The 25233-nt window shown below is 64.4% G+C and carries 17 protein-coding genes; 10 read left to right on the forward strand and 7 right to left on the reverse strand.

What is annotated here, in order from left to right; genetic code table 11:
- Window positions 1-169: 169 nt before the first annotated feature.
- The 3 genes from AB8717_RS03375 to AB8717_RS03385 all read left to right on the forward strand — a co-directional run bounded on the left by AB8717_RS03375 (window position 170) and on the right by AB8717_RS03385 (window position 2478).
- Window positions 170-976, forward strand: a complete 807-nt coding sequence (locus AB8717_RS03375) for a response regulator (protein WP_443749623.1) — start codon at window positions 170-172, stop codon at window positions 974-976.
- 277 nt (window positions 977-1253) lie between these two features.
- Window positions 1254-1556, forward strand: coding sequence for a putative quinol monooxygenase (locus tag AB8717_RS03380; RefSeq protein WP_443749624.1), 303 nt, complete (start codon window positions 1254-1256; stop codon window positions 1554-1556).
- 37 nt (window positions 1557-1593) lie between these two features.
- Window positions 1594-2478: a sigma-70 family RNA polymerase sigma factor gene (locus AB8717_RS03385; RefSeq protein ID WP_443749625.1), complete on the forward strand. Its 885-nt coding sequence runs from the start codon at window positions 1594-1596 to the stop codon at window positions 2476-2478.
- 108 nt (window positions 2479-2586) lie between these two features.
- On the opposite strand, the gene rpoH is transcribed toward AB8717_RS03385, so the two are convergent.
- The 3 genes from rpoH to AB8717_RS03400 all read right to left on the reverse strand — a co-directional run bounded on the left by rpoH (window position 2587) and on the right by AB8717_RS03400 (window position 6110).
- Window positions 2587-3462: an RNA polymerase sigma factor RpoH gene (gene rpoH, locus AB8717_RS03390; protein ID WP_443750845.1), complete on the reverse strand. Its 876-nt coding sequence runs from the start codon at window positions 3460-3462 to the stop codon at window positions 2587-2589.
- Window positions 3463-3811: 349 nt separating this feature from the next.
- Window positions 3812-5026: a TIR domain-containing protein gene (locus AB8717_RS03395; RefSeq protein WP_443749626.1), complete on the reverse strand. Its 1215-nt coding sequence runs from the start codon at window positions 5024-5026 to the stop codon at window positions 3812-3814.
- Between the two features lie 532 nt (window positions 5027-5558).
- Complete coding sequence (locus AB8717_RS03400) at window positions 5559-6110, reverse strand: lipocalin family protein (protein WP_443749627.1); 552 nt, start codon at window positions 6108-6110, stop codon at window positions 5559-5561.
- 623 nt (window positions 6111-6733) lie between these two features.
- Here AB8717_RS03400 and AB8717_RS03405 point away from each other — a divergent pair.
- Window positions 6734-9997 carry a TonB-dependent receptor gene (locus AB8717_RS03405; protein ID WP_443749628.1) on the forward strand — a complete coding sequence of 1088 codons (3264 nt, stop codon included), beginning with the start codon at window positions 6734-6736 and terminating at the stop codon, window positions 9995-9997.
- A gap of 51 nt (window positions 9998-10048) precedes the next feature.
- Here the strand turns inward: AB8717_RS03405 and AB8717_RS03410 are convergent, their stop codons facing one another.
- Window positions 10049-11038 carry an alpha/beta hydrolase gene (locus AB8717_RS03410; protein ID WP_443749629.1) on the reverse strand — a complete coding sequence of 330 codons (990 nt, stop codon included), beginning with the start codon at window positions 11036-11038 and terminating at the stop codon, window positions 10049-10051.
- Between the two features lie 135 nt (window positions 11039-11173).
- Between AB8717_RS03410 and AB8717_RS03415 the strand changes: the two genes are divergently transcribed.
- From AB8717_RS03415 to AB8717_RS03440, 6 genes are all read left to right on the forward strand, one after another.
- The gene (locus AB8717_RS03415; RefSeq protein WP_443749630.1) at window positions 11174-11845 is read left to right on the forward strand and encodes a DUF1349 domain-containing protein; all 672 of its coding nucleotides are present in this window, start codon (window positions 11174-11176) and stop codon (window positions 11843-11845) included.
- Between the two features lie 69 nt (window positions 11846-11914).
- Complete coding sequence (locus AB8717_RS03420; RefSeq protein ID WP_443749631.1) at window positions 11915-12490, forward strand: RNA polymerase sigma factor; 576 nt, start codon at window positions 11915-11917, stop codon at window positions 12488-12490.
- On the forward strand, window positions 12468-13433 hold the full coding sequence (locus tag AB8717_RS03425; RefSeq protein ID WP_443749632.1) for a FecR family protein: 966 nt from the start codon (window positions 12468-12470) through the stop codon (window positions 13431-13433). The genes AB8717_RS03420 and AB8717_RS03425 overlap by 23 nt, the downstream gene beginning before the upstream one ends.
- A 98-nt stretch (window positions 13434-13531) precedes the next feature.
- A complete protein-coding gene (locus AB8717_RS03430) occupies window positions 13532-16531 on the forward strand; it encodes a TonB-dependent receptor (protein WP_443749633.1) in 3000 nt (999 codons plus the stop codon).
- A gap of 52 nt (window positions 16532-16583) precedes the next feature.
- Window positions 16584-17561, forward strand: a complete 978-nt coding sequence (locus AB8717_RS03435; protein WP_443749634.1) for an alpha/beta fold hydrolase — start codon at window positions 16584-16586, stop codon at window positions 17559-17561.
- Window positions 17558-18661 carry a pectinesterase family protein gene (locus tag AB8717_RS03440; RefSeq protein WP_443749635.1) on the forward strand — a complete coding sequence of 368 codons (1104 nt, stop codon included), beginning with the start codon at window positions 17558-17560 and terminating at the stop codon, window positions 18659-18661. Before AB8717_RS03435 ends, AB8717_RS03440 begins: the two co-directional genes overlap by 4 nt.
- 61 nt (window positions 18662-18722) lie before the next feature.
- Here AB8717_RS03440 and AB8717_RS03445 read toward each other — a convergent pair whose 3' ends face one another.
- The 3 genes from AB8717_RS03445 to AB8717_RS03455 form a co-directional block, all read right to left on the reverse strand.
- Complete coding sequence (locus tag AB8717_RS03445; RefSeq protein ID WP_443749636.1) at window positions 18723-20654, reverse strand: beta-N-acetylglucosaminidase domain-containing protein; 1932 nt, start codon at window positions 20652-20654, stop codon at window positions 18723-18725.
- Window positions 20655-20764: 110 nt separating this feature from the next.
- On the reverse strand, window positions 20765-22939 hold the full coding sequence (locus AB8717_RS03450; RefSeq protein ID WP_443749637.1) for a hypothetical protein: 2175 nt from the start codon (window positions 22937-22939) through the stop codon (window positions 20765-20767).
- A 118-nt stretch (window positions 22940-23057) separates the two neighbouring features.
- Window positions 23058-25112, reverse strand: coding sequence for an AAA family ATPase (locus AB8717_RS03455; RefSeq protein WP_443749638.1), 2055 nt, complete (start codon window positions 25110-25112; stop codon window positions 23058-23060).
- Window positions 25113-25233 lie beyond the last annotated feature (121 nt).

Below are 25233 nucleotides of genomic sequence, written 5' to 3' on the forward strand. Positions count from 1 at the left end.
AAGGTGCGAACTAACCCTTTGTTAACCAAAACATTTCCGGCGGGTGCAATCCCTTGATCTTTCAGGGGCGTGACAGGCCTTAAGGCCCGTTAACCACGTCGCCTCACCGAATTTTTATCAAACCGGGCTAGGGTGAAGGTTCAAGATTCAAGGCTGTGTCCGGGTAACCATGTTCGATCTCGATCCCAAAATTCAGTCCAGGCTGCGTCAGTCGCTGAAGCGCGTGCTGATCATCGAAGAGAATCAAGCCTATGCCCGCATGCTGGCCGATATGCTGCGTGTGCTTGGCGCGGACACCATAGTAGTCGAAACCGATGACCGCCGGGCCCTGGCCCTGTGCGGCAATCTCGATCCCCAGCTGATCCTTTCGGAATACCGCACGCCGCACATCGACGGCATCGCCTTCGTCAAGGCGTTGCGCCACTCGGACCTGGCGTGCAAGGCCGTGCCGCTTATCATGCTGAAGGCCAACATCACGCCGGAAGAGCTGGGCCAGGCCAAGAATATCGGCGTTCACGAAATGCTGGCCAAGCCGTTCGCCTGGCAGGATCTGATCAAGCGCCTGCAGAACGTGTTGTTCAAGCCGCGCGAGTGGATTTCGGTCGCGACCTATACGGGTCCGGACCGCCGCCGTTTCAACACCGGCGAGTACAAGGGCAAGAAGAAGCGCCGCAACGAAACCGATTCGCGGGTCGCCCTGGAAGAGGCCGTGCGCCTGCTTCACGCGGCGCTCGACGGCTTCGACAGCGACGCCCAGGGCACCATGGCGACGATCATGGCCCAGATGGCCGTCATCGTGCCGGCCTGCAAGATCATCAAGGACGGCCGCTTCCTCAACGCCGTTTCGGCAACCATCCAGGACATCCGCGCCAAGGCCGTCTCCCGCGAAAGCCTGGGGCCGCGTGTCGCCGAAATGATGGCGTGCCTGGGCCTTGACCGCCAGACGGTGATGCCCACCGAAGTGCTGGTCGCCTAAGGCGCGCATTGCCAGCTGTGGTAGCCCCGTTCCGTCTGGCTGGGCTTGACGCCGATCCAGCCACCTTTCCCGTAAACGGGGAAGGAATTATGTTTCTTCTTCCTTCCCTGCGGAGAGGGGAGGGCGGCTCTCCGAAGCCTTGGCGAGGGGAGACGAAGGGAATTGCGTCAACAGGGCTTCAATAATTTTTCGCCCCCGCGATCCGTTTTGCGATCCCGCGTCGTCCTGACTGTAAGCGCGCACATTATGTGTCCGCGCCTCAGCCAGGAGCGCAGCCATGACCACCCCCGTCACCCTCATCAACATCCTGTCGGTCGAGCCCGGGAACCAGCAGGCCCTGGTGGCGTCGCTGAAAGGCAATACCGAAACCGTCATCATGTCGCTGAAGGGCTGGATATCGACCCGCCTGGTGGCCAGCCACGATGGCAAACGCGTCGTCATCTATTCGGAATGGGAAACGGCCGCTGATGTCGACGCCATGCGCGCCGACCCGCGCATGACCGCCTATTTCCCGCATGTTGCCGCCCTGGCCTCGCTCGATTCGATGCTGGGTACGGTCGTCATGACGCATGGGCGCTGACATTCGGGCCGGCGCAGGCTATCCATCGGATATGTCTGTGACCGACGACGATTTCGAGCGCCTGCTGGCCGGGATGCGGCCGAAACTGCACCGCTATTGCGCGCGCATGACCGGCTCGGCCGTCGATGGCGAGGATGTCGTGCAGGACACGCTGATCAAGGCGATGAAGGCAAGGACGGCCGGAGCCGAAGTCGACAATCCGGAAGGCTGGCTTTACCGCATCGCGCACAATGCCAGCCTAGACTTCCTGCGGGCCCGGACGCGCAGCCCCACCGAGCCGCTGATGGACGACATTCCGATGGCCAGCAAACCCGATCCCGAGATCACGCGTCTAGGTTTCCGGACGTTTCTCGAACTGCCGGTGCTGCAACGTTGCGCCGTCGTGCTGAAGGACGTGCTGGGCCATTCGGTGGAAGAGATCGCCGAGGTCGCCGACTGCTCGGGGCCGGCCGCCAAGTCGGCCCTGCAGCGCGGACGGGAACGGCTGCGGACGCTGGTGGCGGAGGGCGACGCGGCGCCCTTGCCCAGGCTTTCGGAGGATGAACGCCAACGGCTGCATCTGTTTTCATCGGCGTTTACGTCGGGTGATTTCGATACGGTCCGCCGGTTGCTGGCCGAGGATGTGCGCGTAGACCTGGTGCAGCGCCGCGTGCTCAACGGCCGCGAGGAGTCCAGCCCGTACTTTACGCGCTATGGCGAAATCGACCACTGGCGCTTTGCCGAAGGCACGGTGGACGGGCGGGCGGTCATGCTGGTCTACGACGCGCGCGGGGCGATGGAGCGGCCCGCGCACTTCGTCGTGCCGGTGTGGGAAGAGGGTCGGATTACCGCGATCAAGGACTTCCTGTACGCGCCCTATGCCATGGAAGGGTGCGAGTGGGTCAGGTTCGACCAGGGGCAAATCGGGTCAAAAACGCAATAGCTCTCGGCCCTGCCGTAAACAGGGAGGGCCGAAGAAGCGCGATGCCCGGGACTGCCAACAAAAAAGCCGGCGTTTCCGCCGGCTTTCCGCATTCTGGGGTAAGGACGATCAGGCCGGGGTCGCGGCGTGATTGGCGCTGACCATGGCCTTTTGCAGCTTTTCAAAAGCGCGGACCTCGATCTGGCGGACGCGTTCACGCGACACGCCGAAACGTTCGGCCAGGTCTTCCAGCGTCGTGGGATTGTCCTTCAGGCGGCGCTCGGTCAGGATTTCGCGCTCACGGGCGTTCAGTTCGCCCATGGCGGTTTCCAGCAGGCCCATGCGGATGTCGTACTCTTCCGAGTCCGCCAGCACGGTTTCCTGGCTGACCTGCTTGTCGTCGACCAGCCAATCCTGCCATTCGCTGTCGCCCTCGCTGGCGCGCAGCGGCGCGTTCAGCGACGAATCCGGCGACGACATGCGGCGGTTCATGTTGATGACGTCGGTTTCCGACACGCCCAGCTTGGTGGCGATCTGCTCGACCTGGTCGTGGCGCAGGTCGCCTTCCTCCAGGGCCGAGATTTCCGACTTCACCTTGCGCAGGTTGAAGAACAGCTTCTTCTGCGCGGCGGTCGTGCCCATCTTGACCAGCGACCACGAGCGCAGCACGTATTCCTGGATGGCGGCCTTGATCCACCACATGGCGTAGGTCGCCAGGCGGAAACCGCGGTCCGGATCGAACTTCTTGACCGCCTGCATCAGGCCGACATTGCCTTCGCTGATCACTTCGCCGACCGGCAGGCCATAGCCGCGATAGCCCATCGCGATCTTGGCCACCAGGCGCAGGTGCGACGTTACCAGCCTGTGCGCGGCCTTGGGGTCCTGGTGCTCGGCCCAGCGTTTGGCCAGCATGAACTCCTCGTCCTTGGCCAGCATGGGGAATTTTCGGATTTCGGCCAGGTAACGGTTGAGACCGCCGTCGGGAGACAGCGAGGGGAGGCTCATCGTGGCATTGCCACCGGTGACGGCGAGAGAGGTGCTCATCGGCAGTTCGCTTTCGGAACGTTCGTCTTTTGATTCGGAGATTTCTGAGGACTCAGAAAAAGGAGACGTGTCGGTCATGAAGCCTGAACCTTGATCCGCAAGGGGGATAACGGGGCAAGGTGCGGGCTCATGGCCGGCAACCCTGCTGATATATGTACGGTCCCGCAAAAAAAAAAGATGCCTGTTTAGCAAATTTTTATCGTCCCGGGTTCCGTCGGGCATTCTGCGGTTCGCGGGTGCAAAAAGGCAATGAGGAGGGGCATCACTTGTTTGTGCGCCCAAGGGCGGCGCGGAAGGTGGTTCCGGTGCGCTAGCGCCGTGCCATTACCTTGTTCCAGTCAATCTCATATCCGGCTGCGTCGAGTTCTTTGCCGAGATCCTGCTTCCAGCCGTTACCGCTGTCGTAGCCGACATAGACAACGCCTTCGAAATCAGAAGGGACTTCAACGTCGCCGCGCTTTAGCGCGACAACTCTTGAACGACCGAGGCGGCCCATAAAATAGCCAAGTTCGAGCAAGACATTTTGTCGGGCGCGGGGCTTTAAGTCGGTGGAATGGTCTTTATGTGCGCCGACGTCATCCGGCGTCAGCAATACGACTGCAAAACCGACGTCGCCGTGCTCTTCAATCTTTTCAACGATTGTCCGCCCCCTGCTGGCTTGCTCGTGAAGTATGATGGGCTCAAAATCCAAAGCTTCAAGAAATCGAGCCGTGGCTTCTTTTGCGCCTTCGTCATGGCCATGAACGACAAAAACTTTCCGCGAGGCGGGATCGAGTTTTCGAGTCGGCAGTAACGCCGCTTCCTTTGCGCCCGTCCGTTGCTTAACGTAGTCTATGAAATCTCGCGCGAAGGGCACATAGATCTCGGAAACCATGTGCTGAAGGTTGGAGGTTATATTGTTTCCGTTGTAGAAGAACGTATGCGAGAAATTTTCCGGTGGCCAGGATCCGTCATTTTCGTCAGCAAAATGGTCAGTCAGTGCAATAACTATGCCCAGCTCTTCTTCATGGTTTTCAGGCCAATCAAGTTGAGCGCTGCCGACCATGCCGCCTTGAGTGCGTTCTCCAGCGGCCAGCCACGCACCAAGATCAACCTTGCTTTTCAACTCGTTGCTGATGTCGTCGAATTCACCGCCATGAAGCTGACGAGACAGCTTTTTGATGTGGCGCTCAAAGCTGCGATAGTCGGCCCGCCGGAGGTCATTGACTGTGTTTTCAATTCCCCGAAACGCCTGCTGATCTAACGCTATACTCTTATCGGTGTCAGCCATGGCTTCGCTCGCCTTTTCTAGGATTTGCTGTTCAAATTGTTCGATCATTCCATCGATAAGGGGAGCCACAAAGGGATTGGAGCGATAGCGCCCCACCTTCCCTTCAACCGCAAGCTTCATATCCGCAATTGCTGTCTCGACACTTGTTGCGTCATTCGGATCGAAGCGCAATTCGATCTCGCCCGGTAAATCCTGCAACGCTTTTTGTGCCTGCTTCAGGTCTCTTTGCAGTTTGTCTAGTCCTTCAATCTTCACCGCGGGCTTCCCTCCTAAACCCGATGTAATTGCGAGCGAGGGGTGCCTCAAACGCCGGGCGCCGTTATCCACGAAAGATAAAAGTATTTTCGAATGAGTATTGCTGATAAGTGGTTATGCTAAGGTATTGCCGCCGGTAATGCGATGATCAGCATAGCCTACATAACAGCTTGATATCTGGTGATGGAGTCGGGCGTTCAGCATAAGCATCTAGATTGTATTTGCTGATCGTCTTGTCTACCTTGTGTAGAAGCGCCTGCCACGATCTAGCGCCCTTCTTATCGCCATCTTCGACCGCTACTTCCAAGTATGCGGCGATCATATTGCGTGATGCGAAGATCTGAACCGCCATATCTTCGCGAGTTGGCATTCCTTTGCCAGAATACATAATAGCTCCTGTCGCATCGTCGCTAGCTTACAAAGTAGCGTTGACCGATTCGCCAAAATTGCAAGGCCCTTATGGTGCAGGGCCGGTTTTGAAGACAGGTCTCTCGAATGCCTCATAAATCGGCGAATTTCGCCTAGATCTGCTTCAATGTCTTGTTGGTCTGATCACCCCCACATCATACCCCAACTGCCCGGCACGTTCCTGAAGCTTTTGCCGCAGGTCGGGTGACGGCGCCGCTTCCCGCGTCAGGATCCACAGGTAACGGCCGGACGGTTCGCCGACGATCGACCAGCTATAGTCGTCGGCATGGTCCAGAACCCAGTAGTCGCCGACATAGAAGGGGCCGAAGAAGGACACCTTCAGCTTGGCATTGTTGCTGCCGGGGACGACCTTGGCCGTGCCCCTCGACACCCTGGCCGGGCCGTCGAGCGCGCCCTTGCGGCACGCATTGGTGACCGACACCTTGCCGTCGGGCAGGAGGCCATATTCCGCCGTCACGCCCTCGCAATCGCGTTCGAAGCCGTTTTCATACCGCGCCATCTCATACCACAGGCCGCCATAGGCCTTGATGTCGACCGGTTTTGCAGGCTCGGGCACGCTGCGGTTGCCGACCGGCCCCGAGACGGGCAGGGAGGCGCAGGCGGCCAGGGCGATGCCGGCGACGGCCAGCGGCAGAATGATGTGATGCGGTTTCATGGCGTATCCGTGCGTGGCTTGGGGGCGGAGCGCGTCGAACATGCCGGCGCAGCGGTAATAAGTCGCCCTTTGCGGATACGCGCCTTTGTCAAAAAGCCATCGTTGCGGCGGGCCGCAGGGAAGGCGGCGCGGTGACCGGCTATTATCAGGCCGGCTATTATTTCAGGATTGTCGAAAACGGGTGCGGCTGCGGCGCGGGACGGGCCGTCACGTTCATGCCCGCGCGAAATTCCGTTGTTTTACGCGGAATCCGGCACAGGTTAATTTTTTACAATCCCGCAAACAATTCCAAGATTATGACACAATCGCTGCCCATTGCGGCGGGAACTGGTAATTCGCGCTCGATCTTGGCGGCCCCGGCGTACGCGCCGCAGGCCCCGGTGTCGAGCCCCTGCAAGGGGCATCTCCCAACTTGGTTGGGGGTCGCCTCCCCCAACGGCGGCCCCTTCTTTTTGGGAAGATGCTGTCCTTGTAGCGGGACCAACATGAGACCGGACGAGGCCGAACAACAAGGGCCCGCCGGCAATGCCGCGGTTGTTCCGGATATCCCGAGCCCGCTGATCCAGACGACCGCAGTCTGGGGCAGATGTGTGCGTAATAACAAGGGATTTTGGGAGAACACCATGAATACCAGACTATCAAGCCGGGCGATGCGCGCCGCCATCCTGTACAGCGCCTCCACCCTGGCCCTGGCCACGCTGGCCGCACCGGCCCTGGCCCAGCAGGCCCCCGCCGCCAAGGCCGACAGCGACGTCGTCGTCGTCACCGGCGTGCGCGGCTCGCTGCAACGTTCGATGAACGTCAAGAAGAACGCCACCGGCGTCGTCGACGCGATTTCGGCCGAAGACATCGGCAAGTACCCGGATACCAACCTGGCGGAATCCGTCCAGCGCATCCCGGGGGTGTCGATCGACCGCGTCAACGGCGAAGGCGCCAAGGTGACGGTGCGCGGCTTCGGTCCGGGCTTCAACCTGGTGACGCTGAACGGCCGCGTCATGCCGACGGCTTCGATCGACCTGATCGGATCGGGCAACACCATGGCCATGGGCGGGTCGCGCAATTTCGACTTCTCGAACATCGCCGCCGACAGCGTTTCGGGCTTCGAAGTCTACAAGACCGGCAAGGCCAATGTCGCTTCGGGCGGCATCGGCGCGACGCTGAACATCAAGACGCTGCGCCCGATCGGCAAGGCGGGCTCGACCGGCACGCTCAGCATCAAGGCTTTGCACGCCGACAACCTGGTCGACGGCAAGGACTGGACGCCGGAAGTGACCGGCGCCTACAGCTGGACCAATCCGTCGAAGTCGTTCGGCGTCGCCCTGTTCGGCCAGTATACCGAACGCGACAACGCCACGCGCCAGGCGACGGAAAACGCCTGGAACCTCGACACCTACGCGCAGTTCTACGACCCCAACAGCGGCCGCCTGCGCTACGCCGCCGACAAGACGACCCTGCTGACCCAGATCACCAACGCGCCGCCGGCCGGCTCGCTGATCGCCTATCCGAACGACAGCCGCTACGCCCTGTCGCAGACGCACAACAAGCGCACCAATCTGGGCGCCACGGTGCAGTTCCGGCCTTCGGAAAGCCTGCTGTTCACGGTCGATGCCCTCTATGTCGACAATGAAGGCACCGAACAGCGCGCCGAACAGACCAACTGGTTCAACCGGCCGTTCGACCACATCACCTTCCAGAAGGGCGCGTCGGGCATCTACAACGCCCTCTACGTCCAGGAAAACGAGAACGGCACCAAGGACATCGGCTTCGAACAGCAACTGCAGGGCCAGAAGAACACCTTGTCGTCGATCGGGGCCAACGCCAAGTGGACGCTGAACGACCGCGCCACCCTGTCGTTCGACGTGCACAGCTCCGAAGGCAAGGCGACGCCGAACAATCCCAACGGCACCAGCTCAGTCATGATCTCGCTGGGCGCGCCGGTCGTGGCCCAGCACTCGGTCGACTTTACCGGCGACATTCCGGTGCAGTCCTACACGGTGCTCGACAGCCTGCCGGTCTACAAGACCAATTCGAGCGGCCAGCTGGTCGATTCGGGCGGCGCCGTCATCGTCGACGGCAACGGCAACTACCTGCCGGGCAAGTCGGCGGCTAATCGCGTCGTCGCCGGCTATCGCGGCAATAATAACGGCGTGCTCGACGTCGGCGACCTGGGCACCCAGGTGGCGCGCATGGCGACCAACAGCCAGACGCACAAGATCGACGAAGCCAAGGTCGACTTTTCCTATGACCTGAACGGTGAAAGCCGCTTCGACGCCGGTGTCGACCTGATCAAGTCCAAGATGGAAACCACCACGGGCAGCACCTATCAGGCGCTGGGCGACTGGGGCATCGCGCATCCGGGCGACGTCGCCCAGTACGCGCCGGGCCTTGTCACCACCTACGACCTGGGCGGCCTGTTCAAGGATTTCACACCGGGCCAGGCGAACATCGCCTTCCGCGGCAATGCGCTCGACATCTATGAGGCCATGGCCAAGTCGCCGCTGTACAATGCGACGATCCCGACCGCGGCCATGACGTCGAACACGGTGCAGGAAGACATCAAGGCGGTCTACGGCCAGTTCACGATGAAGGGCGACTTCCTCGGCCGTCCCGCCACCGTGGTCGCCGGCCTGCGCTATGAAAAGACCGATGTCGACGCCTCGGCCATGCAAAGCCAGCCGGTCGCCATCCGCTGGACGGCCGACAACGACTTCACGGTCGATTCGAGCTCGAACATCGTGTCGCAGGACTACAAGTCGCACTACGATAACTGGCTGCCCAGCCTGGATATCTCGTGGGCCATCCAGGACGACCTGATCGCGCGGGCCTCGTTCTCCAAGACGATCGCGCGGGCGGCCTATAGCCAGCTCTACGCCACCACCAACCCGGGGACGCCGCCGCGTCCGACGGCCAACGGCACCAACCCGACCGCGACCAGCGGCAATCCGGGCCTGCTGCCGCTGGAATCGTCGAACGTCGACCTGTCGCTGGAATGGTATTACGGCAAGGACAGTTACGTCTCGATCGGCTTCTACAACAAGGACGTCAACAACTTCGTCGGCACGGGCCGGGTCGAAGCCAACCCGTTCGGCCTGCGCGACCCGTCCTCCGGCGCGCCGGGCTCGCGGTCGGGCGTGGCCAAGACCCTGCTGGGGTCGATCAACCAGTCGACGACCGACGTCAACCTGTTCACCATGACGGCGTTGTACGACCACTACCTCAAGACCAACGATCCGGCCACGCCGGGCGTCAACTACACCTCCGCCAACGCCCAGGCCAAGGCCAAGTCCGACTACCAGGCCAATCTCGACGGTTCGGGCAACCTGAACCAGACCTATGTCGACAGCGTCCTTCAGGCCTACGACCTGGTGGCCGACGCCAACGATCCGCTGTTCGTCTTCGACACCAATATCCCGGTCAACAACAAGACCGCGAACCTGCACGGCATCGAATTCGCCTTCCAGCACTTCTTCGGCGACAGCGGTTTCGGCGCGTCGGGCAGCCTGACCACGGTCAGCGGCGATATCGGGTTCGACAACTCCGCCCCTCCGGGCACCCAGCAGTTCCCGCTGCTCGGCCTGTCGAACACCTATAATATCACCGCCATCTACGACAAGGGCGCGTGGTCGGGCCGGATTTCGTACAACTGGCGCGACAAGTTCATCTCGGCGACCAATATCGGCGCCCAGGGCGACCCCGGCTATACGGCGGCCTTCGGCACCGTCGACGCGGCGCTGAACTACCAGGTCACGCCGGTGATCCAGATCACCTTCGAAGGGTTGAACCTCAACAAGGCGCGTCTTCGCCAGTACGGCCGCGACACCACCAACCTGTATTTCGCCCAGGAACTCGACTCACGCTACCAGATCGGTCTGCGCTACAAGTTCTGAGGCTGGTGACAGTGACAAAGGGAAGGGCCGCGGATGACCGCGGCCCTTTTCTTATGCGAACAGCTTCTGACCATGGGCGAAGTTGAGGAACAGCGGCACCCACAGGCCGCCCGGACCGCCGTGATCGAGGCGCGTGCCGAAGCCGTGGCCGCCCCTGGCGAACAGGTGGGTTTCGACCGTGATCTTCTGCGCCACCAGGGCGTCGCGCAGGCGCGTCGTATTGGCGACCGGCACCAGGCCGTCGTCCTCGGCGTGAGTCAGGAAGGTCGGCGGGGTGGACGCGGTGACGTTGAGGTCGGGCGACCAGGTCCTGATCTCCGCCGCGGTGGCCTTGCCGCCGAACAACGATGTCGCGACGCCTTCATAGGCATAGGCCGGATCGACCGTTTGCACCGGATAGATGGGGGCGGCCAGGACGGGGCGGGCGCTGAGCCTGTCGGCGGCGTCGACCGGCGCATAGAAGGCCGCCTCGTGGCGCGTCGCCAGCGTTGCCGTCAGGAAGCCGCCGGCGCTGAAGCCCATGACGCCCAGCCTCGCCGGATCGACATGGAAGCGGGCGGCTTCGGCGCGGATGACGCGCATGGCGCGCTGGGCGTCGGCCGGGCCGACGCTGGCGGGATCGGTCCAGCCGTCCTGCGCCAGGCGGTAGAACAGCACGAAACAGGTAATGCCGGCGCGGTTCAGGGCCTCGGCCAGGTAATAACCCTCGTGTTCGAAATAGTTCCAGGCGAAGCCGCCGCCGGGGATGATCAGCATGGCGCCACCGTTAGGGTTGGCCGCCGGGAAGACGACCAGGTGCGGCTGCGAGATGCCCTTCATGCGCCGGCTGGAATAGGCCGGGTCGGACGAGGTCTGTTCGACGACCTCGGTCATGCCCGGATGCAGCTGCCCGGCCAGCGGCCTGGGCCAAAGCGCGATCGTCTCGCGGCTCTGGGCGGCCGCCTGCGGTTGCGCCGCCGCCGTTCCGGCCAGCCCGAGGACCGCCGAGGCCCCGGCCAGGGCCAGGGGGGATTTGACCAGATCGCGTCGTGACAGAACCATTGCGGCATCTCCTGTAATTTTTGCCGGCACTATGCGGGCGGGCGGCGCCGCCGTGAAGCCCAAAAAAGCGCTGACCCGGTCGCGGTCCTCGGCTATCAAGACGGCAGCTCCTCCGCCGGTACAAAGGCCCGCTCCATGATCCGCACGTCCGCCGTCCGTTCCCTGATGCTTGCGATGACTGTCCTTGCCTGCGCCGGCGCCACGGCACGTGCCGAAACCCCGCACCTGATCGGCCTGCCCGCGCCGGCCGAATGGCAGAATGAAACGCCGGGCTGGACGGCATCGGACGCAGGCCTGACCATCGTGGCGGGTAGGAAGACCGACTGGTTCCAGTGGCCGGGCGGCGGCTATCACGCCGATTCGGCGCCGCGCCTGCTGTTCAGGACCGATGGCGACTTCAGCTTGAGCACGCAGGTCGACGTCACGGCGCACAAGACCTTCGACGCCGGCTGCATCGCGCTCCAGGGCACGGCGACTCACTGGGCCAAGCTGTGCCTGGAGGCGCAGGACGGCGGCGGCTTCTCCGTCATCTCGGTGGTGACGCGCGACCTGTCGGACGACGTCACCTCGTTTCCGGTCGGCGGGACCTCGGCCTGGCTGAAGGTCGCGAAGGACAAGACCGTGCTGTTCTTCTACGCCTCGAAGGACGGCAAGACCTGGCAGATCGTGCGCAAGTTCAATCTCGAGTCCCCCGACGGCTTCCGCGTCGGCTTTGCCGCCCAGTCCCCGGACGGGGAGGGGGCGGCGGCGCGTTTCAGCGGTTTTCGCTACGCCGCCGGCCCGGTGAACCTGTGGGACCTGAAATAAGCCGGCGTTTTTTCCGGAAATATTTACGGAAACGCCTTTGCCGGGCATCCTGTCTTTGAGAAGGATACGATGGACGCGGCACCTCGCCATATTATCGACTGGGTCGGTTCGCAGATACTGCCGCATGAAGGCCATGTGCGGGCGTGTCTTCGCCGTGCGCGCATATCGCGCGACGATGTCGAGGACATCATCCAGGAATCCTATTGCAAGCTGTCTTCGCTGACCAGCGTTGACCATATCCTGTCGCCGCGCGCCTACTTCCTGACGGTGGCCAAGAATATCGCCCTGGCGCACCTCAGGCGGGCCCGCATCGTCCATATGGAGAGCATGGACGAGATCGAACGCTTCGACATGTCCAGCGACGATCCGTCCCCCGAACAGATCATATCCGGGCGCGCCGAACTGGCGCGCCTGCAAACCCTCATCTCGTCCCTGCCGGACCGCTGCCGGCGCATCTTCGTCATGCGCCGGGTCGAAGGCCTGCCTCAAAAGGAGATCGCGCGTATTCTGGGACTTAGCGAAACGACCATCGAGAACGACGCCGCCAAAGGCCTGAGGCTCATCATGCGGGCCATCGCTTCGGACGACAGCCGCTCACGATCCCGGAAGGAGGCAGGGCGCGATGCCGGCATCCAGCGAAACTAGCGAACAGATCGAAGCCGCCGCCGCCGTGTGGGCGATGAAGGACCGGCCCTTAAGCGCCGGGGACGACGCGCAGTTGCGCGACTGGCTGGCCGGTGATCCGCGCCGGCGCGGGGCGCTGTTGCGCGCCCAGGCGACGCTGTCGTCGCTCGACCGCGCCCAGGCGCTCGGCGCGGGCGTACACCGGGAGACGAAAAAGCCGTTCCTGCCCGTCAGGCTGTCGCGCCGCGACCTGCTGATCGCGTCGGGCGCGGCTTCGGGCCTGTCGGCGGCGGGGCTGGCCGGGTTTTTCATCGGGCGGCGCAACGACAAGGCGGCGACGGCGGTCGGCGAAATCCGCCGCATGCCGATGAGCGACGGCTCGATCGCCACCATCAATACCGACAGCGCCATCCAGGTCGACATGACCGCGACGCATCGCGTCGTCGACCTGGTGCGCGGCGAAGCCTGGTTCAAGGTGGCCAGGAACAAGAAGCGGCCCTTCGTCGTCATGGCCGGGCTGGCGCGCGTCCAGGCCGTCGGCACGGCTTTTTCCGTGCGCCGGCTCGACACAGGCACCGAGGTCCAGGTGACCGAAGGCACGGTCAAGGCGTGGCTGGAGGACGGCGACAAGCCGGCCATCTGGCTCAATGCCGGCGACACCGCCGTGCTGACACCGCAGGGCCACGTCACGCGCGACCATGCGCCCCAGGCGATCGAGGACGCGCTGGCCTGGCGGGAAGGACAGATCGCGCTGACCGGGCAGTCGCTGGGCGCGGCGGCGGCCGAATATAACCGCTACAACCAGACCAAGATCGTCATCCAGGATCCGGAACTGGCGGGGGAGCATCTGCTGGGACGGTTCAACGCCGACGATCCGGAAGGTTTTTCCAACGCCATTGCGGTGGCCTTCGATGCCGACATCCGCCATGTCGACAAGACGATCTATATCGGTAAAAAAAATTGACGGTTTTGTTACGGAACCGCCATCCCCGGCCATCCTCCTAAATAGAGGGCCACGAAAGGTCCTTTATAAGGCGCACGATCGCCAGCAGGAGGAAGACAGTGAAAACCCCGTACATGGGCCGCCTTGGCGGTCCCCTCTGCCTTGTCGGCACGACGATGCTTCTGGCCTCGGCCATGCCCGCTCAAGCTCAGGTGAAGACGTTCAACATCCCGGCCCAGCCGGCCCAGTCCGGCATCCCGCAATTCGCCCAGCAGGCCGACATGCAGATCGTCGTGCCGGAGAAGCTGGCGCTCGGCCAGACGACCGCGGCCGTCCAGGGCACCATGCCCGTGCAGACCGGCTTGCGCCGCCTGTTGGCGGGTACAAGCCTGACACCGGTTACCCAATCGAACGGCGCCGTCATCCTGATGAAGGCCAGTCTGGAAACGGTGTCCACTGCCGACGCCGCCTCGGCCGCGCCCGCCGCGACGGCGGCCGATCCTGCCCCTGTCGAAAGCGCCGAGGTCGTGGTCAAGGGCACGCGCGGCGCGCTGATCAAGGCGCGCGACATCAAGCGCCGCGCCCCGAACATCGTCGAAAGCATCGTCGCCGAGGACATCGGCAAGATGCCCGACACCAACCTGGCGGAATCGATCCAGCGCATCCCGGGCGTCGCCATGACGCGCGAAGGCGGCGAGGGGCGCAACATCACCCTGCGCGGCTTTTCGCCCGACTTCACCCGCACCACGCTGAACGGCATGGAGGTTCCGGCCAGTTCCGACGGCCTCGATTCCGGCGGCGTGACGCTGAACGCCGGCCGCGCCTTCGACTTCCACCTGTTCGCCGCCGAGCTGTTCAACCGCATCGACGTGCAGAAGACGCAGAAGGCCTCGACCGAAGAAGGCGGCATTGCCGGCACGGTCGACCTCTATTCGGGCCGGCCCTTCGACTACAAGGGCTTCACCCTGTCGCTCAACGCGCAGGACGACTACAATTCGCTGACCAAGAAGAACGATCCGCGCCTGGCCTTCCTGGTCAGCGACACCTTCCTGGGCGGCAAGCTGGGCGTGCTGTTTTCGGCCGCCATCGCCAACCGCACCGTCCACCAGGAAGGCTATTCCAGCGTGCGCTGGACCTCGCCCTACCAGAACGGTGACACATGGTACGACGCGGGCACGGTGGTCAAGGGCACGCCGTCCGACTATTGCGGCGCCGCCGATGCGCTGAACTGCCTGTGGGCGCCGCGCCTGCCGCGCGCCGACTGGTTCGGCAACGACCAGAAGCGCGTCGGCTTTACCGGCTCGATCCAGTACAAGCCGAACGAAAACGTCCTGATCACGCTCGATGCCCTGCATTCGAACCTGCTCAACGACCGCTACAGCGCCAACTCGATGGAATGGCTGCTGACCCACGGCGCGCCCGGCAACTATACCGGCCAGACGCCGCTGTCTTTCACCGTCGGCGCCGACGGCACGACGATCGAGGCAGCGACCTTCGACAACGTCACCTCGTGGTATGAAAGCCGGCACCAGAAGTCGAATTCGAACTTCAACCAGCTGGCGCTGTCGGGCCGCTTCCGCCTGGGCGACAAGCTGACGATCGAGGCCATGGCGGGTACAGCCTCCGACCATGCCAACCGCACCGAGCTGCGCTTCTACAGCCGTTCGATCCCGCACTTCTATTCGTACGACTACACGGCCAGCGGCAATCCGTACGTTCCGGTGATCAGCTTCGGCTCGTACGATCCGAACAATGTCAGCAACTACGTCAACGCCCTGACCGCGGCCAACCAGATCAATCACGACAACAAGGACAATGTCACGTCCAAGATCGATGCGACCTGGCGGGACGAAAGCGTCTCGATCAAGGCGGGCCTGAGCTACAACGACCGCAAGGTCACGTTCGACCAGGGCAATGGCAACTTCCCGTCCTTCGTGCCGAGCGCCTATCTCAAGGCCTTTCCCTATGCCGATTTCGGCAGCGGCCTCGACGGCGGCGCGACGCTGCAGCCCTTCCCGGTGATCGACTTCGACGCCATTTCGAAGTCGGGCCTGGTGTCGACCGCCTATGTCATCGATCCGTCGCTGGGCTGGCGCGTCGGTGAGGAAACCTATGGCGGCTATGTCGAAATCAACAGCGAATACACGGTCGCCGGCATGCGCCTGCGCTCGAACACCGGCATCCGTTACGTCAAGACCAATGTCACCTCGGAGGCCGTGGTCGCCGGCACGCCCGTCAAGCAGAAGAACAGCTACGACAACTACCTGCCGTCGCTGAACCTGGCGCTCGACGTGCGCGACGACGTGGTCGCCCGTTTCTCGGTCGGCCGCAGCATGACGCGCCCGGGGCTCAGCTCGCTCAACATCGCCGGGCCGCAGTTCGGCTATACGACGCGCACGGTCGGCAATATCGGCAACCCGGCGCTCAAGCCCTACGAATCGAACGACACCGACCTGAGCGTCGAATGGTATTTCGGCAAGGAAGGCCTGGTCTCGGTCGGCCTGTTCAACAAGGACATCGTGCGTTCGCTGAAGACCGAGGTCGTCAGCAAGATGATCGATCCGTCCTTCTGGCCGGCCATCTATGCCGACCCGAAATACGATCCGTCCTACAATGCCGACCCGGCCAAGGTGCCCTATACCTTCACCATTCCGGTCAATGACGACAGCGGCAATACGGTCAAGGGCTTCGAGCTGACCTACAACCAGGGCTTCACCTTCCTGCCGGGGCGGTGGTCGAACCTGGGCGTGGCGTCGAACTTCACCCACGTCTCGGCCAAGGATTCCACCGGCCTGTCGCCGAATTCGTACAATGCCACACTCTATTACGACACGCCGAAATACGGCGTCCGCTTCTCGGTCAACAAGCGCGACGACTACCTGCTGAGCGAACCGGGCGGCAACGGCCATGTTCAGGAACGCAAGTACGGCCCGACCCATGTCGACTTCGCCGCGCACTACGATCTCAACCGGAACATCACCCTGACCTTCGAAGGCATCAACATTACCGACGAGGTCGAGCGCATCTACGGCACCGGCGATACCGGCACCATGGACCTGACGCGGGAATATACCCATACCGGCGCCCAGTGGCTGGTCGGTATCCGCTATCGGAACTAGGATAGGGAGTCCCTCCGCCGATCGACGGCGGAGGGACGGTCCCGGTGACGATATGAAAGCTTTTGCGCATCTTACGCTTGCTCTGGCCCTGGCTTTGACAGCCCTCGGCGCGTGCAACTCGGCCCCGGCCGGGCTGCGGGCGGTCGACGACTCCTACACGATCTCGCAGCGGTGGGCGGGCTACAAGGACCACTATCCCGGCATCGCCCTGCCGGTCTCGACCTTCCAGGCCGGGCAGCAGGTCCTGTTCGACCGGCGCTACAAGACGATCGGCGCGCGCGAACTGCGCATCGATATCTTCCTGCCGCCGCCCGGTATTGCGAAACATCAGGGCATCGTCCTGGTCCATGGCGGCGCCTGGCGGTCGGGGTCGAAGTCGCACTTCTACGCCCTGGCCAACCTGCTGGCACAGCGCGGCTACGCCGTCTTCCTGCCCGAATACCGGCTGGCGCCCGAGGCGCGCTATCCGGCAGGCCTCGTCGATGTCGACGACGCCATTGTCTGGGTGAAGTCCCACGCCGACGAGTTCGGCATCCCGAAAGACAAGCTGGCGCTGGGCGGCGCCTCGTCCGGCGGCCAGATGGCGTCGCTTCTGGCCTATAGCGCGCCCGAAGCCCTCTACAAATCCAGTCCGGCCGATGACACAAGCGTCAACGCCCTGGTCGATCTCGACGGTGTGCTCGACTTCACCACGCCGATGGCGCTGCATTACGAAAACGCCGCCGGGCCGAAGTCGCCCGCCGCGCAATGGCTGGGCGGATCGTACGAACAGGCGCCGCGCCTGTGGAAGCAGGCCAGCGCCGTCACGCATATTTCACAGGCGGCTCCGCCGACCCTGATCCTGAGCAGCGGGCTGGTGCGCTTTACCGCGGGCAGCGACGAGGTGCGCGATGCATTGGCCCGGTCCGGCACCCGTTACGAATTCTTCGCCTTCCAGAACGCGCCGCATGATATCTGGCTGTTCGAACCCTGGCTCAGCCAGATCGTCGACCGTGTCGACGCCTTCCTCCAGATTGAGGCCCGCAAATGAAACTCCGGATGTTCCTGGCCGCTACGGCCCTGGTCGCGGCCGCCGGCACGGCCCACGCCGCCGGCTACTCGGTCAGGGCCGAGTGCGGCTCACAAGCGCGCTGCTTCCCCACCATCCAGGCGGCGCTCGACGCCTCGGCAAAGGACGACAGCGGGACATGGGTCACGGTCGATGTCGCGCCTGGCCACTATCATGAAAAGCTGACCATCAGCCGTCCGAAAACCAGGGTGGTCGGACACGGCGCCGACACGACGCGCATCGAATTCAACGAAGTCGCCCAGACGGCCGGCCATTATCACCGCAGCAACTGGGGTACGCCGGGTTCGGCCACGGTGACGGTCGATGCCGACGAAATCGACATCTCCGGCGTGACGATCGAAAACAGCTACGACTTCCTGGCCAATGACGTCCTGCCGGCCGGTGATCCGAAGAAGATTTCCAATTCGCAGGGCGTCGCCTTCCTGGCCGACATCCACAGCGACCGCGTCAGGCTGCTCAACACCTCGCTGATCGGCAACCAGGACACTTTGTTTGCCAACGGCAAGCGCGTGCTGATCCGCAAGAGCTTCATCTCGGGCAATATCGACTTCATCTTCGGCAATGGCGAGGTGCTGATCGAAGACAGCACGATCGAGAGCCGCCGCCGCGCCACGCCCTTCGTCACCGGCGAATTCCAGTCCTTCGTCACGGCGCCTTCGACGCCGCTGGCGCAGGAGATCGGCATCGTCATCTACCGTTCGCGCCTGACGCGCGAGGCGGGCGTGCCGGATGGTTCGGTCGCGCTCGGCCGGCCGTGGCATCCGACCACGACCTTTGCCGACGGCCGCTATGCCGACCCGAACGCGGTCGGGCAGGCCTCGTTCATAGACGACTATATGGACGCCCATATCCGCAACGACCACTGGACCGAGATGGGCGGCACGGCGCGTGACGGCTCAAAGACGGCGAAGTTCCAGCCCCAGGATTCGCGCTTCTTCGAAAGCGGATCGTCAGGCCCCGGCGGCGCGCACAGCGATATCGGCATCAAATGGACCGGCAAGCCGGATATCGGACACATCCACGCGGTCTTCTTCGATGGCTGGACAGCCGCCGCGAAATAATCCGTCGCCTCTCCCGTTAAGCGACGCCAACCTGGGCCGGAATGACCACAGTCGTTCCGGTCTAATTTTTTGCGACATAGACCAGGCCTGGCGCGTCCTGAATGAAGGAGTCGAGGACGCCGTCGGCCACCTTGATCGGGCCGTCGACGCGGACCGCGCCCGGGATCGAATGGATCGCGGCGGCCTGGGCGGCAAGGCCTCCGGCCTCGGCGAACAGGCGGGTGGCCGTGCCGCCGTGGCCATCCAGCGCAGCATCCAGCCCGCTGGCCGTCAGTTTCAGCGACCGGCCCCACAGCTGCGTCGCATCGAGCCACGGCCTGGCTTCATCGACAAAGCCCGGTACGGTCACGCCGGCACGGATCAGGTCCGGCGCGGCGGCGAGATCGTCGGCGGCGCGGGAAAGGGCCTTCAAGGCATCCCGCCGTGCCGCCGCATCGCCCGACGCCAGCGCCTCACGCGCGTGGTCGATCACCGCCTTGAGGTGCGGCGCCTGGGGCTGCCAGGGCTGGCCGCCGAAGGTCGGCGCCAGGTGCTGGGTATCGAAGAAGGTCAACAGGGCCGCCGTCACGCGCGGATCGCCGTTCGCCATATAGCGGGCGGCGGCGCGCCACGTCAGCGCGGCGTCATAGCCGGTGTCGTTCCAGGCAAAGGCGACGATGCCCATCACGGCCGGACGGCTGGCGGCCTCCTGGTTCATCGGATTGGAGACGATGCCGCTCAGTTCCTGCGACAGGCCGCCTTCGCGATGTTCGTAAGGCGCCATCAGCAGGCGGCCGGCCGATTCGCGATAGTCGTTGACCGGATAATTGTCCCACAGCAGCGTCTTGCGCCCGAAGGCCCTGGTGGCGTTGCGGGCATCCTTGACCGAAATCGACGACGGCACGACGTCCGTGCCGGTCCACTGCACCACGACGCGCGGGTCGAGGTTCGCGCGCAGCGCCGCCTTGTACGGGCTTTCGGTGGTGTTGTAATATTCGGTCGGCACCATGGTCAGCGATCCGCGATCGCCCGCCGCGACCAAATCGGCCTCCACCGCATTGAGCAGTTTCGCCTGGGCGGTGGCCGCGGCCTGTTCGCCCGGCGCGCCGAAGGCGGCTTCGTCGCCGGCGCAGTTCCATTTGGTATATTCGATATCGTCGAGCGCCACATAGAAGCTGTGCACGCCGATGCCGCGCAAGGCCTTGAACTTGCGGCGGATGGCTTCGAGATCGGCCGGGTCGGAATAGCAGATCGAAGGGCCGGGCGAGATCGCGTAGACGAAGTTGATATGCTGGCGGTTGGCGGCGTCGACGACTGTGCCCAGGTCTTTCAGCGTCTCGGCGGGATAATCCTCGCGCCAGCGGTCGCGGGCGAACGGCTCGTCCTTGGGGCTGTATATATAGGTGTTGGCCTTCAGCCCGGCCAGGAAGCCGATATGCGAGATGCGCTCGGCCATCGACCAGTGCTTGCCGTAGAAGCCTTCGATCGTGCCGCGCACCGGCATGGCGGGATAGTCGGCGATGGACAGCGAGGGGATTTCGCGACCGGTGACCACCTGGCGCAGGGTCTGGGCGGCGTGGAAGAGGCCGTCGGCATCCTTGCCGGCCAGCACGATCAGCGCGCCGTCGTCGGCAGCGATGCTGGTCAGCACATAGCCTTCGTCGTGCGTCGGCGCCACCGTGCCGGTGCGGGCCAGCGCGCCCCTGATCAGCGGCGCGTCTCCGGCGCCCAGCACGACATAGGTGGCGTCGAGCCGTGTCGGGATGGGGCTGGCGGTACGGATCTGCGCCACACCTGCGGCGGTCAGGACGCTGCGCACCAGAGCCTCTGTCTCGGCATCGGTCGCGCCGGCCTGCACCAGCACGACCGTCTTGCCGAGCGCGATATCCCCGCCGGTCAGCCTGGCCGACACAGGTGCGGGGAAGATGGCGGGCAGGGTCTGCGCCGTCGCAGGAACGGCGAACGCAAACAGCGTCGCGCTCAGGGCCAAGGACAGGCGCCGCGATTTGCGCATCTGGAATTCCCTTTTGGTTATGTACAGGCTGCCCATAGGGCATGACATATCCAATATTTTGAATACCAATCGAACGCAAGCCGCGAGGTTACGCATCCGGGTAAAACGCGTTACCAGTAGTATTTCAGGCCCTGCGCCCAACCTGTCGTGGCATAGCGGGTCTTGAGCTCATGGAACCACGCCTTGCGCTGGCTTTGCGGCGCATCGCTGGTGTCGCAGCTGTTGTAGGCGCTCGGCGCCCAGCAGTTGACCGCGCGATACAGCGCATAGGCGCGCACGTCGGACGGCGCCTTGGCGTCGGCGATGATCGTCTTGTAGATATCCAGCCGCGAAATGCCGATGCCGGGGAACTGGGCCGGGGCCAGGCCGGTCAGCTCCGGCAGAGGCTTTGAGACGTTGGCCGGCGTCGGCTGCGGCGGTTCGTTGCGCAGGACGTTGTCGTAATTGTTGAGGCGCTGGAATTCACCCAGGCAGATCAGGCTGCGTTCGTCGTGGGCGTCGTGCGCCAGGGCGGTCGCGATCGCCTTGATCGACGGGCAAGCAAAGTCGTCCGTCTTGCCGGTGCCGGGCCAGCTGAAATTCTCCAGGGCGGGCGTGATGCCTTCGTAGCGGATGCCGACAGACTCTGACGCATCGGCCTTTGGCGGATTGGCGGGCATCAGGCGCAGATCGTCGAGGAAGGGCTGGTAGCGGCCGCGCGTCAGCTCTTTGTAGAGCAGGACGTACAGCGACAGCCGGCGCTCGAAATCGGCGGCGTCGTTGGCTGTAGCGCGCTGCCTGAGCAGGTCCGGGCCGGCCGAATAGGTCAGCAGCAGGGCGCGGTAATTCGGATCGCGGACCGGCGAGCCGGCCGCGAAGACCGGGGCCAGCGTGCCGGCGCGTTCGTAGTTTTCGGCCAGGGCCAGCTCGACGGCCGGGCGCTGGACGACCGGCTCGGCCAGCGGGATCAGGTTAAGCCACTGCGTGCGGGCGGCGGGATTGTGCGTGGCCTCCAGCGCCAGGCCCTTCAGGACCTGTTCGCTGAACTGCACGAAAGACATGTGCGGCCCCGCCGCCTTGGCATTGAGGATCTTCAGCGCAGCGGCGGCATTGTCCTCGTCGTAGAAGGCATAGGCCGCGAGCAGGTAATCGTAGAGTTCCGGCTGTTTGGCGAACAGCGGCCGCTGGGCTTCGAGGTCGGCGCGGCTGAGCGGAGCGGGTTTACCGTCCATGCGCCGCATCTGCATCATGTCGTAGGTGAAGAGCAGGTGCGGCTCGTGGATGTCGCCGGGCTTGGCGCCGGCAAGCAGCTTGTTGTCGGCCTCATAGGCCAGATCGACCGCCGAAACGTTGCGCAGCCGGGCGTCGGGCTGGGCGAAGACCGCGCCGAAGGCCTCGGCCAGCTGCGTGTTGTCGCCGCCCAGCCAGGCCACGCGGCGCAGCAGGCCGCGGGCCGACGCGACATAGGCGCCGCGCGGATAGTCGTTGAGATAGGCTTTGAACTCGGTGCCCGCGTCCGTCAGCGCCTTGGCCTGGACGGCCTTGAGCGTCAGTTCGCCGTAGTCGCCGAAGGCGCTGGCCTGGGCCGCGTTTATGTCGGCGCGGGCGACCATGTAGTGCGACGCCTCCTTGAGCCAGGCCTGGCGGCTTTGCTGGAGGCCGCCGAAGCCCCGGCGCGCATTGACGAAGTCGCCGTAGTAGAAGTCGGCGGCGGCGAACAGATAGGTGGCGAAATCCTTGCCCAGGGCCGACTTGATGGCGGCGGGCTGAAGGTTCAGGACCGTCCGCGTCCCGGCGGCGCACGACGAAAGAAGCGCATTGCGCGCATCGGTCAGCAGCGTCTTTTCCGCCTGGGGCACGTCGCTTGCCTTCAGGGCGGCGAGATAGGCGTCGCCGCCGGCGGCGTTGCTGCGGCAGCGGTCGCCCTGGCCGTCGGCAAAGTCTGAGCCGTCGTCCGCCGCGGTGGCCTTGTCGTTGAAGACGGCGGCGAAGGTGTCGAGATCGAGCGGCGTCTGCGCGGCGTAGGCGTCGGGCTTGGCCGGCGCGGCGGCGGCATCCGAAACCGGCAGCCGGGGACGCGTCAGGCCGGCATCGGCCAGCAGCATCATAAGATTGGCGCGGCTGTCGTTGGATGGTGCGAAAAAGGGCACGTTGTTTTCGAAGTCGGTGTCCTGGATCAGCGCATAGACCCTGGGCAGGCCGTAGTCGCCGCTGGCGCCTGCCGGTCCGGCACTGAGGGCCAGCGCGGCAAGGGCGGTCAGGCCGATGGCGGTCGCCAGAGTCGTCTTGAAGTCACGGTGCGGCACGGAAAATCCCCCGGATGTAGGTCCGCGCCATAATCTTCGGCCTGTGCGGGATTGCAACGGTAAATTCCGGCCGTTTCCCGCCGTTCTGTGAGGAAATGTCCGGGAAGGGAGGTGAAGATCAGAACCCGATCTTCACCCCCGTCTCCGGCTTGACGCGGCTTTCGTCGCGCAGGCGCTCTAGAACGGCCTGCGCGTCCTTCGCCGGGGCATGGCGCAGCTGACGCGCCACGACGGCGAAGTCGCCGGGCGTCAGGTTGCGCAGGGCCCCCAGCCCCGCCGGCGCCTCCATAGCGAAGAAGTGCTCGAAAGCGCGCTTCAGCTTTTCCGGCCCCAGCGGCGCCAGGTCGAGCTTGAAGACGAACCGGCGCAGGGTCGCCGGATCGAGCTGGCCCGGATGGTTGGTCGCCGCCACGACCGGCAGGGGATGCCGGTCCAGCCAGGTCAGCATCTCGTTGACCTGACCGACTTCCCACGAGGCCCGCGCCCGCGTGCGGTCGAACAGCAGGGAGTCCGCCTCGTCGAACAGCAACACGCCTTCCTGCCGCCGCGCCTCCTCGAACGCCTCCGCGATGTTCTTCTCGGTATCGCCGACCCACTTGGACAGCAGGTCGGACGCCCGCCTGACCAGCAAGGGCCGGTCGAGCACGCGCGCGAGGTGGTGCGCCAGCGCCGTCTTGCCGGTGCCCGGCGGACCGGTCAGCAGCAGGGAGACGTCGAGCGCGCCCGCGTCCCTGATCGTATCGAACAGGGCATCGAGCGGCCGGTCGGCTTCGTAGAGCGCGAAGTCGATCTCGCCGGGACCGGGCATCGGCAGCTCTCCGCCGCGCAGTGCCCGCACCAGCGAGGTCGCCGCCCGCGCGCCGCAGTCGGCTTCCCCGGCCAGCCGCGCCGCCCGCACCGCCACGCGCAGGACGCTCGAGGTCTGCGGCGCCTGGTCGATCAGCCGGCCGATGGCCTCGGTCGGTTGCCCGCCCTCATCGCGCACGATGCGGTCGAGGATGCGGTAGGCCGCCTTGCGCGGCGGCAGGTCGAGCTTCAGGATGAAGCTCATCCGCCTGAGGATGGCGTCGTCGATATTGCCGACGGCGTTGGTCACCCAGATGACCGGCGTCGCATTGGTTTCCAGCAGCCGGTTGACGAAGACCTTGCTGCCTTCGCGTTCCGAAAACCAGTCGCCGCGCGAACGCTGGGCGTTGCCGATCAGGTCCTCCATCTCGTCGAACAGCATCACGGAGCCGGTGCGGTCGCCCAATACCCGCTGCGACAATTGCAGCGCCAGGACGCGGTCGTAGCGTGACGGCTCTTCGCCGTCCTCGTCGGCCTCCGCGACCCCGTGCAGCGGGCAAGCCGCCGCCGCGGCCAGGGTCCGCGCCAGTTCTGACTTGCCGGTGCCGGGCGGGCCGTGGATCAGGATGTTGACGCCGTGCGCGCGTTCCCGGGCCGCCCCCTGGAGCAGGCGCACCAGAAAGTCGGCGTCGGGCACGTGGGCGAAGTCGGCCATCTCCAGATTGGGCAGCTGACGCTGGCCGGCCAGCAGGTCGGCGAATTCGCTTAAGCTCGGATTCCGGTCGAGCACGCGGGCCAGCGGCCAGCGGATTTCCACGGCATTGTCGGACCGGAAGCGTTGTCCGAAGGCGATGAGCCCCAGCTTCAGCGCCTCGCTTGACCGGACGCGCGGATCGGCTTCCAGCGGGACAGCGCCGGCCAGCTCACCGAGGATGGCAGGCAGGTTGCGCATCTCGTCGCTCACGCTGTTCAGCAGGCCGGACAGGCGGGGCAGGCGGTCGCACGCGATCATCAGCGCCAGCAGGCGGGCGTCGAAGGCGGCCAGGTTGAGCAGGCGCCCCAGTTCGTCGGCCAGGTCGAGTACGTGCGGACGCGGCTCTTCGGGCGCCGGTGCGGCTTCAAGGCGCGCGACGAATTCGGCCCAGCCGGTTTGGCCGGGCGTCCCGGCGCGAGCCTTGGCGAGGCGCCGCGCAAGCTTTTTGGCCAGCTGGCGGGTGTCCTTGTTGCCGGGCTTGACGGGCTTTTCGGGCACGTCAGGCGCCTTGCCCAGCAGCCACGCCGCGTTGGCATGGCCCCAGGTCATCAGTTTTTGCGCCAGCGGCGCCGTCGGCGCAGCATCCCGCGCGATCCGGAGCAGGACGCTCCGGACGATTTCATGTTCGGTCATTGTCTTATCTTCGTCTTTGCGGCGCAGGCGCGCGGTCGCGCCTGTCGCCATGTCCCATTCGGTTTTCAGAAAGGGGTGCGGCCGTGGCATGCCTGCCTCGCCGCAGCGCCGGAGGGGCGCT

The organism is Asticcacaulis solisilvae, from assembly GCF_052327315.1.
Taxonomy (GTDB): Bacteria; Pseudomonadota; Alphaproteobacteria; order Caulobacterales; family Caulobacteraceae; genus Asticcacaulis; species Asticcacaulis solisilvae_B.

Bases quoted from the DNA above. Each gene is read 5' to 3' on its own strand.
- rpoH (WP_443750845.1), bottom strand. From the start codon at position 3,462: ATGAGCCTCCCCTCGCTGTCTCCCGACGGCGGTCTCAACCGTTACCTG.
- AB8717_RS03425 (WP_443749632.1), top strand. From the start codon at position 12,468: ATGCCGGCATCCAGCGAAACTAGCGAACAGATCGAAGCCGCCGCCGCC.
- AB8717_RS03375 (WP_443749623.1), top strand. From the start codon at position 170: ATGTTCGATCTCGATCCCAAAATTCAGTCCAGGCTGCGTCAGTCGCTG.
- AB8717_RS03410 (WP_443749629.1), bottom strand. From the start codon at position 11,038: ATGGTTCTGTCACGACGCGATCTGGTCAAATCCCCCCTGGCCCTGGCC.
- AB8717_RS03420 (WP_443749631.1), top strand. From the start codon at position 11,915: ATGGACGCGGCACCTCGCCATATTATCGACTGGGTCGGTTCGCAGATA.
- AB8717_RS03415 (WP_443749630.1), top strand. From the start codon at position 11,174: ATGATCCGCACGTCCGCCGTCCGTTCCCTGATGCTTGCGATGACTGTC.
- AB8717_RS03445 (WP_443749636.1), bottom strand. From the start codon at position 20,654: ATGCGCAAATCGCGGCGCCTGTCCTTGGCCCTGAGCGCGACGCTGTTT.
- AB8717_RS03435 (WP_443749634.1), top strand. From the start codon at position 16,584: ATGAAAGCTTTTGCGCATCTTACGCTTGCTCTGGCCCTGGCTTTGACA.
- AB8717_RS03400 (WP_443749627.1), bottom strand. From the start codon at position 6,110: ATGAAACCGCATCACATCATTCTGCCGCTGGCCGTCGCCGGCATCGCC.
- AB8717_RS03380 (WP_443749624.1), top strand. From the start codon at position 1,254: ATGACCACCCCCGTCACCCTCATCAACATCCTGTCGGTCGAGCCCGGG.
- AB8717_RS03440 (WP_443749635.1), top strand. From the start codon at position 17,558: ATGAAACTCCGGATGTTCCTGGCCGCTACGGCCCTGGTCGCGGCCGCC.
- AB8717_RS03455 (WP_443749638.1), bottom strand. From the start codon at position 25,112: ATGACCGAACATGAAATCGTCCGGAGCGTCCTGCTCCGGATCGCGCGG.
- AB8717_RS03405 (WP_443749628.1), top strand. From the start codon at position 6,734: ATGAATACCAGACTATCAAGCCGGGCGATGCGCGCCGCCATCCTGTAC.